General features: G+C 50.4%; 12 protein-coding genes. 4 read left to right on the top strand and 8 right to left on the bottom strand.

Annotated features, from left to right (window positions below; translation table 11 throughout):
* Both ACMYSK_RS10175 and ACMYSK_RS10180 read right to left on the bottom strand, forming a co-directional pair.
* The gene (locus tag ACMYSK_RS10175) at nucleotides 1-573 is read right to left on the bottom strand and encodes a UbiX family flavin prenyltransferase (RefSeq protein ID WP_434642580.1); all 573 of its coding nucleotides are present in this window, start codon (nucleotides 571-573) and stop codon (nucleotides 1-3) included.
* 11 nt (nucleotides 574-584) lie between these two features.
* Nucleotides 585-2,066: a UbiD family decarboxylase gene (locus ACMYSK_RS10180; protein ID WP_434642582.1), complete on the bottom strand. Its 1,482-nt coding sequence runs from the start codon at nucleotides 2,064-2,066 to the stop codon at nucleotides 585-587.
* Between the two features lie 119 nt (nucleotides 2,067-2,185).
* Between ACMYSK_RS10180 and ACMYSK_RS10185 the strand changes: the two genes are divergently transcribed.
* Nucleotides 2,186-3,094 carry a LysR family transcriptional regulator gene (locus ACMYSK_RS10185; RefSeq protein ID WP_434642585.1) on the top strand — a complete coding sequence of 303 codons (909 nt, stop codon included), beginning with the start codon at nucleotides 2,186-2,188 and terminating at the stop codon, nucleotides 3,092-3,094.
* A 121-nt stretch (nucleotides 3,095-3,215) separates the two neighbouring features.
* On the opposite strand, the gene ACMYSK_RS10190 is transcribed toward ACMYSK_RS10185, so the two are convergent.
* The 6 genes from ACMYSK_RS10190 to ACMYSK_RS10215 all read right to left on the bottom strand — a co-directional run bounded on the left by ACMYSK_RS10190 (nucleotide 3,216) and on the right by ACMYSK_RS10215 (nucleotide 8,887).
* The gene (locus ACMYSK_RS10190; protein WP_434642588.1) at nucleotides 3,216-4,625 is read right to left on the bottom strand and encodes a PLP-dependent aminotransferase family protein; all 1,410 of its coding nucleotides are present in this window, start codon (nucleotides 4,623-4,625) and stop codon (nucleotides 3,216-3,218) included.
* Nucleotides 4,626-4,920: 295 nt separating this feature from the next.
* Nucleotides 4,921-5,865 carry a DMT family transporter gene (locus tag ACMYSK_RS10195; protein WP_434642591.1) on the bottom strand — a complete coding sequence of 315 codons (945 nt, stop codon included), beginning with the start codon at nucleotides 5,863-5,865 and terminating at the stop codon, nucleotides 4,921-4,923.
* On the bottom strand, nucleotides 5,862-6,680 hold the full coding sequence (locus ACMYSK_RS10200; RefSeq protein WP_434642594.1) for an amino acid ABC transporter ATP-binding protein: 819 nt from the start codon (nucleotides 6,678-6,680) through the stop codon (nucleotides 5,862-5,864). Before ACMYSK_RS10200 ends, ACMYSK_RS10195 begins: the two co-directional genes overlap by 4 nt.
* Nucleotides 6,681-6,684: 4 nt before the next feature.
* Complete coding sequence (locus tag ACMYSK_RS10205) at nucleotides 6,685-7,347, bottom strand: amino acid ABC transporter permease (RefSeq protein WP_434642597.1); 663 nt, start codon at nucleotides 7,345-7,347, stop codon at nucleotides 6,685-6,687.
* The gene (locus ACMYSK_RS10210; protein WP_434642600.1) at nucleotides 7,344-8,015 is read right to left on the bottom strand and encodes an amino acid ABC transporter permease; all 672 of its coding nucleotides are present in this window, start codon (nucleotides 8,013-8,015) and stop codon (nucleotides 7,344-7,346) included. The genes ACMYSK_RS10205 and ACMYSK_RS10210 overlap by 4 nt, the downstream gene beginning before the upstream one ends.
* Nucleotides 8,016-8,038: 23 nt before the next feature.
* Complete coding sequence (locus ACMYSK_RS10215) at nucleotides 8,039-8,887, bottom strand: transporter substrate-binding domain-containing protein (RefSeq protein WP_434642603.1); 849 nt, start codon at nucleotides 8,885-8,887, stop codon at nucleotides 8,039-8,041.
* A 155-nt stretch (nucleotides 8,888-9,042) separates the two neighbouring features.
* On the opposite strand from ACMYSK_RS10215, the gene ACMYSK_RS10220 reads away from it, so the two are divergent.
* The 3 genes from ACMYSK_RS10220 to ACMYSK_RS10230 all read left to right on the top strand — a co-directional run bounded on the left by ACMYSK_RS10220 (nucleotide 9,043) and on the right by ACMYSK_RS10230 (nucleotide 12,292).
* Complete coding sequence (locus tag ACMYSK_RS10220) at nucleotides 9,043-9,996, top strand: LysR substrate-binding domain-containing protein (protein ID WP_434642606.1); 954 nt, start codon at nucleotides 9,043-9,045, stop codon at nucleotides 9,994-9,996.
* 86 nt (nucleotides 9,997-10,082) lie between these two features.
* Nucleotides 10,083-11,300: a M24 family metallopeptidase gene (locus tag ACMYSK_RS10225; protein WP_434642609.1), complete on the top strand. Its 1,218-nt coding sequence runs from the start codon at nucleotides 10,083-10,085 to the stop codon at nucleotides 11,298-11,300.
* A gap of 329 nt (nucleotides 11,301-11,629) precedes the next feature.
* Nucleotides 11,630-12,292, top strand: a complete 663-nt coding sequence (locus ACMYSK_RS10230) for a DUF3313 domain-containing protein (protein ID WP_434642611.1) — start codon at nucleotides 11,630-11,632, stop codon at nucleotides 12,290-12,292.
* Nucleotides 12,293-12,458: the final 166 nt, after the last annotated feature.

Here is a 12,458-nt window from a genome sequence, read left to right on the forward strand (position 1 = left end):
TCACTGGGAGGGAGTTTCACCCCACCGGGGTAGTTCAAGATTCAGACCAAATAGATCAAGGGCTCTGGCGACGCTGTGATGAATGATGTGGTCAACACTTTGTGGCCGTTGATAAAGCGCAGGAACCGGGGGAAATATGATCCCCCCCATTTCAGTCACCTGAGTCATATTACGCAAATGTCCCAGATTGAGCGGTGTTTCGCGCGCCATAAGAACCAGTCGTCGCCGCTCTTTGAGCACCACATCGGCGGCACGAGTCAGCAGGTTATCGGTCATGCAGTGGGCAATAGAAGCCATCGTTCGCATTGAACAAGGAGCAACCAGCATTCCCCGTGTCGTAAATGAACCGCTGGACACAGATGCCCCAAGCTGGTTGATATCATGGGTAACATCAGCCATCGACATCACATCGGCCAGGTTATAGTCCGTTTCCAGTTCGCAGGTACGCTCTGCTCCGCGGGAAATGACAAGATGGACCTCAAAATCCAGAGGACGTAATAATTCCAGCGCTTTTACACCGTACTGAAATCCGGATGCGCCACTGATTCCAACAATAATACGTTGCTGACTCATGGCCACCTCAGTTATTCGAAGTCTGGCAGAAAACGTTTTACATCAACGGTCATAAATTTCGACCGTTCGAAATGTGCTTTCAGATGAAATGGCACGGTACAGTCAAAAATTGTTTTACAGGACATTCCTTGCTGCAAAATTGAAGGGCTGTACTCCGGAACCTGTGACGGATCCAGAGGATGACAGCGTACACCGGGTATAAATACGGTATCTACATCTCCCTGATAGCGGGTCTGCATCGCCCACAGCACGTCGTCGCTGTCAAAAATATCGACATCCTCATCAACCAGGATAACGTGCTTCAGTTCAGGGAATGCAGAGAACGCCAGCAATGCTGCCTGACGCTGACGACCTTCATCCACCGCAGCCGCTTTTTTAAACTGCATGACAGCCAGTAATTTCCCGCCCCCAGCAGAGTGCGCGAAGACGTTAAGCAATTTTCCCGGCATCGCTCGCTCGACCAGATCCAGAATGCTGGCTTCCGTCGGGATCCCGGCCATGTTTACATGTTCCTCACCAGGTCCCACGGTGGTCCGCCAGATTGGGTGGTGACGATGGGTAACTGCTTTAACTTTAATGACCGGAATGGCAGCTTTCGCTTCACCCGTATAGCCTGGAAATTCAGGCATGGCTTTGCCCGTTTGGGTGTTGACGTCTTCCTGCATGCGGACATTGGGCAATAGCTCACCCTCAATAACAATTTCCGCATGGGCGATGGCTTTTTCATTGATGGTTTTGCATTGGACCATTTCGACCGGATGACCACGCAGTGCCCCGGCGATGCTAAGCTCATTAAAACCCAGTGGAGTGGTGGGTGGCTCAAAACAGGCGGCAACTTCAATCGCCGGGTCAACGCCAATACTGATAGAGATTGGCAGCGGCTTACCCGCATTTTCCGCCTTCATTCGGAAAGCATCAATATGTCTGCCTGGCGTTAGCCACATTGTCAGCTCATCTTTGCTCTGAACGCAGAGGCGGTGAATAGTGATGTCTGATTCATGCGTCTCTGGGTCGGACGCGTAGCACAGACCCATGGTGATATATGGCCCGGCATCCTCTTCGGTATTGGTCGGCGCCGGTAGCAGTTTTCGCAGATCAAAACCGGGATCGGATGCAAGATGAATAACCTGCTGGCAAACGGCCGCTGCCGGTTCAATATCCACCGGAGCAATCGCGTGTTTAACCGATTCCTTTAATAAAAAACCTAACTTTTTCGGCTCACAATTAAGAAACTCGCCAACGCGTTTACGCGATCCATTCAGACCAATGGCGACGCTGATGTCTGTAAATCCTTTAATTTTGTTGAATACCATTGCCGGGCCATTTTTCTTCGTCGGACGCAGGCATGTACCACCCGCGCCAACATAGCGATAAACACCGGACAACTCCGCATGAGGATCGACCTCTGTGTCAGTTTCAACATATTCACCTGGTAATGTTTTTAGTAGCTCTAGCGCTGAGCGCAGGTCATACACAGAAGATTTTTTTGCCATCTTGATTTTTTCCGGTTAATTGATTTAACTGACCGCACCATATACCCATACAGCAAAAGCGGGTAAATACCGTTTTCGTGCCAGAGACCAGATCAAAAAGATGAGGGTAGGTTGAAAGGATGGATCTGAAGAGACTACGTTATTTTTGTAAGGTCGTTGAACATGGTTCAATTACTCAGGCTGCCAGAATGTTAAATATGGCGCAGCCTCCGCTCAGTAAACGTATCCGTGAGCTGGAAGAAGAACTGGATGTCACACTATTTGAACGGAACGGTAGCCGTATCGAACCCACTCAGGCGGGCTATCATCTCTATAGAAGGGCCTGCGAGATCCTTCGGCAGGTAGAAGATGCCACCCTAGAAACCCGGCAGATCAATAACCAGCAGGGTAAGGTTCTGCGCATTGGATTAAGCCATCTTTTCCAACGGTGGTTTCAGCCACTTTTGCTGGCTTTGCACCGTGCGCACCCGGCATTTGAGCTCAATATTTCAGTACTGGATTCGAGTTATCTGGAAGAAAAACTCAATAATGGGCAGTTAGATGTGGCGCTGATTCAGAAACCTTATAGCAGTGAGGGATATGATATTGTTGCATTTGAACCCATAAAAATGGTTGCTGTTATTAGCAAAAAGCTGCTGCCCGTTCAACCAGAAACCCCTCTTCCCTTTGTGGAGCTGGCAAAGTATCCACTGGTTTTACTCCATCGTTCAAGAGATTCTGGCACTTACGAAATTCTGATGGGGCTATTTAGAAATGGCGGGGTGATGCCGAAGGTTATTATGCATATCACTCAACCTGGCGCCATTCTCGACTGGCTGGAAACCGGTTTAGAGGCGGTGACCCTGGTTCCGGCTTCTGAGGTGAACGCTGCACAGTTAACACACTGCCATGTTATCGATATATTCCCCGAACCGCAGGTCTTCTTCCCGGCGATGGTAAAAATGACCGTCACACCTTATATACCAGAACTGATGGACATTATCTCGGAAGGATATCCTTTTCAATGCCCAAATACATGCATCAAGTAATTGGAGTGGATGATAAAAAATTAGCGTATCTATTATCTGGCACGCACTCCGTTTTCGGAGCGCTAAAAAAGCGCCATCGGGCTGTTATCCCGGTATTGCCCATGGCGACTCAGGCTTTGCTTTATCTGATACCACTACCGGCGCCACAATATAAAGCAAGGCAATGTTTCATCAGACTGACCGCTTTTTTTAGCACTTCTCGATTAAAGTAGATGAACCCCAGCAGAAAACCATTCTGGTTCACCTCATGACACATCGGTGACAGCGGCATCAGGTCCAGGCCTTTACTCTTTGCAAACACCGCAAATTGACTATCTGAATAGGCAGGGTCAAGCATGAAAACGACGAAACTTCCTGCCTCACTTCGAAAAGGATAGCCATAATCTGATAGCTGCTCTCTTAGCAACGTTGCGAAGAATGCCTTCTTTTCTGTGTATATTTTTCTGGCTGTTAGCAGGTTTCGATAGAACTCACCTGTTTTGATAAACTCCGCGAGTATCACCTGAGGTAGATACGAAACCTTAAACTCGTATTCTGCCTGTTTAAACCTCTCCAGTAGATGTTCTGGTAATACAATGTACCCTACGCGTAATTCACTGGTGATCAGACGCGAGAAACTGCCCAGATAGAGCGTTCTCTTATTTTGGTCCAAAGTAAATAAGGTCGGTTCCCTCGATCCCTCAGCATTGAAATCACTGTCGTAATCATCTTCAATGATCCACCCTTTCCTCGAATTTGCCCATTGAATAAACGCCATTTTCCTTTCGATACTCATGATTATCCCAAAGGGAAACTGACAACCTGACGTGATAATCACCGCTTTGCTTTCCTGGGGAAGGTTGTCATGACATGCGCCTTCATGGTCAACCGACATGGCATTCAGAACCCGTGTGTTTCTGGCCAAAAAAGTGTACATCGGAGGAAAGCAAGGGTCTTCAATACTTAACATTTCGCCGGCCTCAGTCAGTATGTTGACGCAAAGCTCAAGCGACTCCATTGACCCTGATGTAATAACAATCTGCTCAGATGTACAATTAAGTCCTTTTTTCTCATAGAGATATGAGCAAATCGCTTCTCGCAAATCCCGATTGCCAAATTTTTCATATACATCGGTATACAACAGCGACTCAGGTTTTTCTCTGCTTAACCGGGTAATAATTTTGGACCATTTATGGGAGGGGAAAAATGAAGTATCGATAGGTTCAGGACTGAATGGAAGATAACGCTCGGTCAATCTCTGAGGTAATGATTTATCATCGACCGTTTTTTCAGCCTGCGGCACAGGCAGGTGATTAATCCGGTACCCTGAACCTCTTATGCTGGTGATGTATCCCTCCGCCAGTAGAGAATTGTATGCATTTAGCACACTGGTTCGCGAAATGCCCATATCGGCCGCCAGTCGTCGGCTTGCCGGCAGTACATCGCCAGGCAAAAAACGGCCAGTAAGGATACTATTTTTGATGAAGGTAAAGAGTTGCTTATAGAGTGCGCTTTGCTGGTTAAATATCACCGTCAGCGTGTCAATTCTCATAGTACAGGCCCAATACCTACTTAAGGCGTAGTCTTAGTATCTGATTGTATACTATAAAAAATATCCAGCAATCATTCAGACTCCCTGCGTCACCCTGGCGGCACAGAATCAGGAAGCGCCAGTAACGGTGCCCCGCCGCTCCCTCCTGGCTCAGGCGTAAAACAGACCACATCGTTCGCAATGCGCGACAGAATAAAACGTGACCAGAGTAACCCGGTAGTCCAGCGGACCAATACAACGCCGCCAGTGGCAATTTGCAACGAATGGCGCGCAATCGAACCTCTCGTGGAGGGAGCTATACCGCTGCCTGAACACGGTTGCTATGCTGATGGAAATGCACCGACGTCAGGACGCCCCCCAGCAACAGCACGATAGCGGCACTTTCAAGAAGATCCGGAACACGCTGGAGATAGATGAAACCGTATAACAGGGCAAAAAGGGTTTCAAAAACCACCATTTGCCCCGTCAATGATAGCGGAAGGCGCCGGGAACAGAGATTCCACGCCAGATATCCCAGCCACGAAGAGACCACGGCCAGTACCACGTTCATCGCCCAAAAGAGCGTTTGCGCATGCGCCGGCAACGATAAATCAACAACGGAAAACCCGCAGAGACTGGCAATGAGCCACAGCAGTACCGAGATACCTCCCGTACACAGGCCAATCAGGAGCGACCACTGATTGCTGTCGTAAGGGAGCGTTTTCAGACAGCGCGAATTCTCGACCGCGTAACGGCTCCAGCACAGCAATGCGGTGCCGGCACAGAGCATCCCCAGCATCGGCTGCTTCCGCCCCGTCATCGGATACGTGGATGGCTGTTGCGCATGCAGATTTATCAGCACCACCCCGGCGACGATCGCCGCCATCGGCAGCAATAATTGCCTGAATGGTGGCGCATGCTGGTCTCTGCGTCCGAGCAGCGGAACCATCACCGGAATTAAGCCAATCACTAGCGAGGTTGCGGCGATACCGACCTGCTGCACGGCCGCGGCGACCAGCAGAAAATAGAGCACATTGCTCAGCAGCGAAAGACGGATCAGCGTCAGCAGATGGCGATGGTGCCAGACGCGGGCAATCCTGCGCCATTGCGGGATCAGTAATATTGCCGCCAGAATGCCATAGGTTGCAAAGCGCCCGCAGGTTAACAGCAGCGGTGATACCTCGGGTAACAGCATCGGCGGCAGGAAGATGAATCCCCAGCATGCGCCCGCCAGCGCGCCACAAGCAATCCCCTGCTTCATGCTGACGCCTGTGCCGCCGTTTCTGGTAATCCCGCTCCCGACTGGCGCTCACTCCACGACGATAAAAAATACCGCAGCCGTGGGCTTTTCGGCTGATGAAATAGTTGCGCCGGCGGCCCCTGCTCTTCAATGCAGCCATCGGCAAGAAACAGCACCCGATCGGAGACTTTGGCGGCAAACCCCATCTCATGGGTGACTATCATCATGGTCATCCCCTCATCGGCAAGTTTGCGGATCACCTTTAGCACCTCCCCGACCAGTTCCGGGTCAAGTGCTGAAGTGGGTTCATCGAACAGCATAATGGCCGGTTTCATGGTCAGTGCCCGAGCAATGGCAACGCGCTGCTGTTGACCACCGGAAAGCATCGCGGGCCAGCTGTCGGCCCTGTCTGCCAGGCCAACCCGCGCCAGCTGCGTTTTCGCCTCGGCGTAGGCTGCTTCACGGGAAATCTTTTTAACCCGCCGCAGCGGCGTGGCTACGTTATCGAGTACCGTCATATGCGGCCACAGATTAAACTGCTGAAAGACCATACAAACATCGCGCAACGCCCGGCGGTTTTCCTTGTCACTTAAACGCCGGCGTTTCTCCCCGCCGAGTGGTTCATAGCCGACGCACTCACCGTTAACCACAATGCCGCCAGAGCTATAATCCTCCAGAAAGTTAATGCAGCGTAACAGCGTGGATTTACCCGACCCTGAGCCACCAATCACGCAAATCACTTCTCCGGCAGTAATGCTGACATCGATGCCGCGTAATACATGGTTTTCGCCATAGTGTTTATTGAGGCCGTTAATCTTAATGGCATAATCACGCATAATATTAACCCTGACTTAATTGAGAATAAGAGTAATGACGTTCTATTTTGTTACCCAGATAAGAGATACCGACCGCGATCCCCCAATAAGCAATGGCCATTAAGGAATAGATTTCAACCATCGCATAGGTCTGGTTGGCAATGGTCATGGCGGTATTAGTGAGTTCACCGACCGTAATAATTGACAGCACCGACGACTCCTTTACCAGAATAACGCTCTGGCCTATCAATGGCTGGACAGTTCGCGCGAGCATTTGCGGCCAGATAATGAAAGTAAATATTTGCCACACACTTAAACCAAGGTCCAAAGCCGCTTCGACTTGCCCGCCAGAGACAGCATTGCGACCCGCGCGGAATATCTCTGCAAAATAGGCAGAACCATAACACCCTAAACACAGCACGCCGACCTGTTGTGCTTCAAGGTTAATACCAATATAGGGCCCACCATAAAAGACTAAAAAGAGCTGCACCAGTAACGGCGTGCCGCGAAATATATTAATCCATGCATGATATATCACATTGAATAGCGCCGGCTTCTGTCTTTCGAGGAGAAAAAAACAGAGACCTATCGCCAGCCCCAGCAGAATACCGCCGAGGCTCATTTTTAGGGTCATAAATATACCGGAGGCGATGGCATCTTTATAAGTAATCAGTATCTCAAGATTCATTGTGCTAACACCCTTTGAGCCGAAGATGAGCGTTTTTTCTCCAGTCTGGCGCCAACGATACTCAGCCCCCACGAGGTCAGGAAATAAAGCAGCCCGGATGCCGTGTAAAACTCCAGCGGCCGATAGGTGGTGGAGGCCAGGGTTTGAGTCACTCTCATTAGCTCATGGACTGCCACGACCGAGACCAGTGCTGAATTTTTGATAATATCGATAGTTTCATTAATCAATGCCGGCATCATGGTGCGTAAAACCTGCGGCATCTGAATATAAAACAGAGTTTGCACCACTGAAAAACCAAAATCTCGCGCCGCTTCCACTTGGCCTTTGGACAACATTTTAAAACCAGCCCGAAGAATCTCCCCCTGAAAGGCAGCGGTATTTAATGAGAGGGCCACAACCGCCGCCAGCAATGGCGAGAGCGTAACCCCCACTGCCGGCAAAGCATAAAATATTAATATCAACTGGACCAGTAACGGCGTGCCACGGTAAAAACTGACATAGGTTTTGCAAAAACAGCGCACCAGACGCTGCGGAGAGTTTAATCCCAGACAGATTAACCAACCGAAGATCAATCCTATGACAATCGCGCTCAGCGATACCGCCAGAGTACTGAGCACGCCGATTAGTAACTGAGGGAAATAGGGAAACACCACAGAAATATCAAACATATTGCCCTCCAGTATCCATCAAATTAGTTTGCCGGGGTCGGAACTTGCTCAGGAACGGCCATAGAAAATCCCAGCCATTTCGTCTGTAGCTGCGCCAGTTTTCCCGATTTATTCAACTGCACAATGCCGTCGCTGATAAATTTGACCAGTGAGGCGCTATCCGCATCTTTTCTTCCAGCCCATGCATACCAGGTGGCCGGGCCAAATGGCGGACGTACAATTTCAAACGTATCACCACGGGTCTTCACCAACGGCGCGAGATTCGGCAGCGATTGCACAACCGCATCAACGCGGTGCGCCGCCAATGCCGCGTAGGCTTCGTTATAATCAATAAAGGCTTTTATTTCTTTAACGCCGTGACCGGTGGTGGGTTTAAGCACCGATGCTTCATACTCTTTTAGCACGGCGATTTGCGGCGCCCCGGCCTGACTGGCGACAATCATGCCCTGGAGATCTTTGGCGCTATTAATGCGGCTATCCCCTTTGCGTTTCAGAATGGCCACGCTGGCGTCGGAAAAGGGAGCGGTAAAGGCGAATTTGGCTTCACGATCGCGGGTAATGGTTAAAGAAGTTGCCACAAAGTCGAATCGTTTACTTTCCAGGCCAGGTAAAATCCCCTGAAATGGAATATCCAGCTGAACCACTTTCACGCCGGGCAAACCTTTCATGACTTCCGTGAGAATATCCTTTCCCAGGCCAACTATTTTGCCATCTTCAAGCATTTCAAAAGGGGCATAGCGCGCTTCAGTGGCAATCACTATTTCTTTTTTTTGCTTAATATCATCCAGTAAATCGGCCTGGGCGGCAGGTATAAATAATGGTGAAAGTTGTAAGGCAGACATTGACAGTAACAGCCACAGTTTATTTTTCATGAGGGTTTCTCCGCGAATTTGAATGACGCTGATAGTATTTATGCATTCGCTGAGCGGCGACAAACGGTGGTTTCTAACTGATAACTATTAGCACGGCTAATGGTGCCTTTGGCATGAATAGTGCTTATTGCAGGTTATTTGCAACAGAGAAACCGATGATGCAACGTAAACCTGGTTTGCCGTCCCTGGACGGTTTGCGCTACTTTGATGCCGCAGCACGTCATCTCAGTTTTACCCGCGCCGCGCAGGATCTTTTTCTTACACAGAGTGCAGTAAGCCAAAAAATTCAATCGCTTGAACAACAGCTAGGTTACCTGGTCTTTCACCGGACTCCCGCAGGGCTACGCTTAACCTCGCAGGGTGAACAGCTGTTTATCGGGGTGCGCCAGGCATTTACCATCCTCGAAACCACCCTGCACCAAACCGGTGAAGAAACTCTTGAGGGCACCATAAAGATTCGGGTTATGCCCTCCTTTGCCACCAAATGGCTGCTTCCCCGATTGCATCAGTTTTATGAGCAATACCCTATCAGTCTGGAAATTGATGCCGATATGACGCCCGCCAGCTTTAAATCTGATGCGGTCGATATCGCCATTACTCCGTACTGGGTTGACGATAAAAATTTGATTCAACGACACTTATTCAACGATGTGATCTATCCCGTGATCAGCCCGGAGCTAATGAAAACCCGGCCGATTAAAAACTACAGCGACCTCTGCGGGTTACGCTTGCTGCATGATTCCATGCCGCAAAATGCCTATAGCACCCACTGGCGCTCTTATTTTGCCCGCCTCGGGCTCTATGACCTGGATGTCGAGCCCGGGAGCGGATTTTCCCGTGCCGACCTCGTACTCCAGGCTGCCTGCGCTGGGCAAGGAGTCGCCTTAAGCCGTCACTCTTTGTGCGCGGCGGAAGTTCGCAATGGCGCGCTGATACGCCCGTTTACCGATATCGTCGAAGACGGACAGGTATGGTTAACCTGTCCGCGCAATAATGAGAAACGGCCACGCGTTCAGGCGTTGATTGACTGGCTGACAGAGGAAACCGCGCGTCATATTACAGAGAGAATGCAAATCCTCGGTGAATATACGCTGCATAAGGCCGGCTAATGACGGCAAATTAATAATCTCCGTTTGTCGCAAGATATCGTTTTCCAGATGATGGCAACACGCCATTATCAACGACGGAGTTTATTATGAGCATGCCAGATATTATTGAATTAGCTAATGGACAAAAAGTCAAAGGAACGTTCAGCACCCATGAAATGCAGCGTCGACTGTCAGGTTTACGCGCCGCCATGGCAGCAGATAGTATTGATGCAGTTATTTTAACCTCGATTCATAATATTAATTATTATGCTGACTTTTTATACTGTAGCTTTGGTCGCCAGTATGCCCTGGTGGTGACACCGAGCCAGTCATTTTTAATTACCACCAATATCGATGGGGGTCAGGGATGGCGCCGCAGCTATGGCGCAAATATCGTTTACACGGACTGGCAGCGTGATAATTATTACCGGGCAGTGCGCAAAGTAGTACCTGATGATAGCCGGCGAATTGCCCTTGAAGGCGACCATGTGACGTTCGAACAGCGCGCTAAATTTTGCCATTACTTATCCCAGTCGGCGTTTATTGATATCGCCCCGGCAACGATGCGTATGCGCATGATTAAGTCCGCTGAAGAGATCGCGCTGATTAAAATTGGCACTCAGGTCGCCGACCTCGGCGGCGAGGCATGCGTCGAGGCAATTGCCGAGGATGTTCCGGAGTATGAAGTCGCCCTCGCGGCCACCTCGGCGATGACCCGGGAAATTGCCAAGCGCCTGCCGCATGTTGAATTGCGCGATACCTGGACGTGGTTTCAGTCTGGCCTGAATACCGACGGTGCCCACCATCCGGTGACCACCCGTCGCCTGAAGCAAGGGGATATTTTATCGCTGAACTGTTTTCCAATGATTGCCGGCTACTATACCGCACTGGAACGAACGCTGTTCCTCGGTCACCCCAGCGATGAGCAATTACGTCACTGGGAGATCAACTGTGAGGTACATCGGCGTGGCCAGGCGCTAATCCGCCCAGGCGCACGCTGTTGCGATATCGCCGCCTCGCTCAACGAGATTTATCGCGAACATGACCTGCTACAGTATCGGACTTTTGGCTATGGTCACTCCTTCGGCGTACTGAGCCACTATTATGGTCGCGAAGCCGGTTTAGAATTACGTGAGGACATTGAGACCGTTTTGGCACCGGGAATGGTTGTCTCGATGGAACCGATGATCATGTTGCCAGAGAGCATGCCGGGCCACGGCGGTTATCGCGAACACGATATCCTGGTTGTCACCGAAACAGCAGCAGAGAACATCACCCGGTTCCCCTATGGCCCAGAGCACAACATTATCGGCGTCAATCAATAAACATGCCGGATGACGCCTGCGCCGCCCCTTAATAAGAAAAATTAAGGGGCGGCAGCTTCTTAACGATTCTTACCAATCAATATCCACAATGTGCAGTGACAGCAGGCGACTAGCGCCTTCGCGATAGCTCACCCTCCCCCTTCAGAACCGACCGTTCTTCACTCTCAGCCATCGTTCCAGACGGAATAGTTTCAGCAGACAATTAAGTTGACACGCTTATACATGCGATCAAAACTAAACCGTACAGTTCACATAAGAGTGAACATCACAGTGTCTATTGTGGGCTTGCTGATACGCGCGGCCCTTAACCACAACGAAAGGATCTGCACATGAAGACGTTAAGGCAAATCGGTGGGCTGACGGCTATCGCTGTCCCCCTGCTGTTGGTGGGATGTGCGGGTAAGGAGCCCCTGCGTTACAGTGGCATCGATTCGGCGTCAAAGTTGACCGCAAACACCGATGATAATGCCGATCGCATGCCCTATCGTTATTCGCCCCTCGTCGACTGGCGCAAGTACGACAGCATTATTATTGACCCGGTAAAAATTTATCAGGGTCACGATGGACAGTTTGACGATATGGCGCAGGCCGATCGCCAGCAACTCGCCACCCACATGCAGGAACAGTTCAGCAAAACATTAAGCCCCCGGTTTAAAGAGGTCGCCTCCCCTGCGGCGAACACCCTGCGACTGAAGTTGACCTTGACCGGCGCAGATACCACACCCCAGGTGGTAGGTACCTTTACTAAATTCGATCTGGCGGGTGGGCCATATAACATCGTGCAATCGATGCGCGGAGGCCAGGGACTGATGAGCGGTTCTGTGGATTATGCCGTCGAAATTTATGACGCAAACAGCCACGATCTGTTGAAAGCTTACGTCGCCAGACAGTATCCGAATGCGATGAATATCTCTGCCAGCATCGGCTCGCTGAGCGCCGCTGAAGTGGGTATTGAAAAGGGTGCAGAAGAACTGGCGACGTTGCTCCGGTAGCCTAACAGACACGTATGCAGCCGAAACCGGTTGTCATTTTCACTATGAATCATCTCCTGGCGATCCGGTGCTATGAAGACATTCCCACATCTGACTATCTGCCCGCATTGCGATAGTGTCTACCAGACATTGCCCTGCGTGTCGGGTGAAATTGCACGCTGTCAGC

The sequence above is a fragment of the Klebsiella sp. I138 genome, from assembly GCF_051131765.1.
Lineage (GTDB): Bacteria > Pseudomonadota > Gammaproteobacteria > Enterobacterales > Enterobacteriaceae > Klebsiella.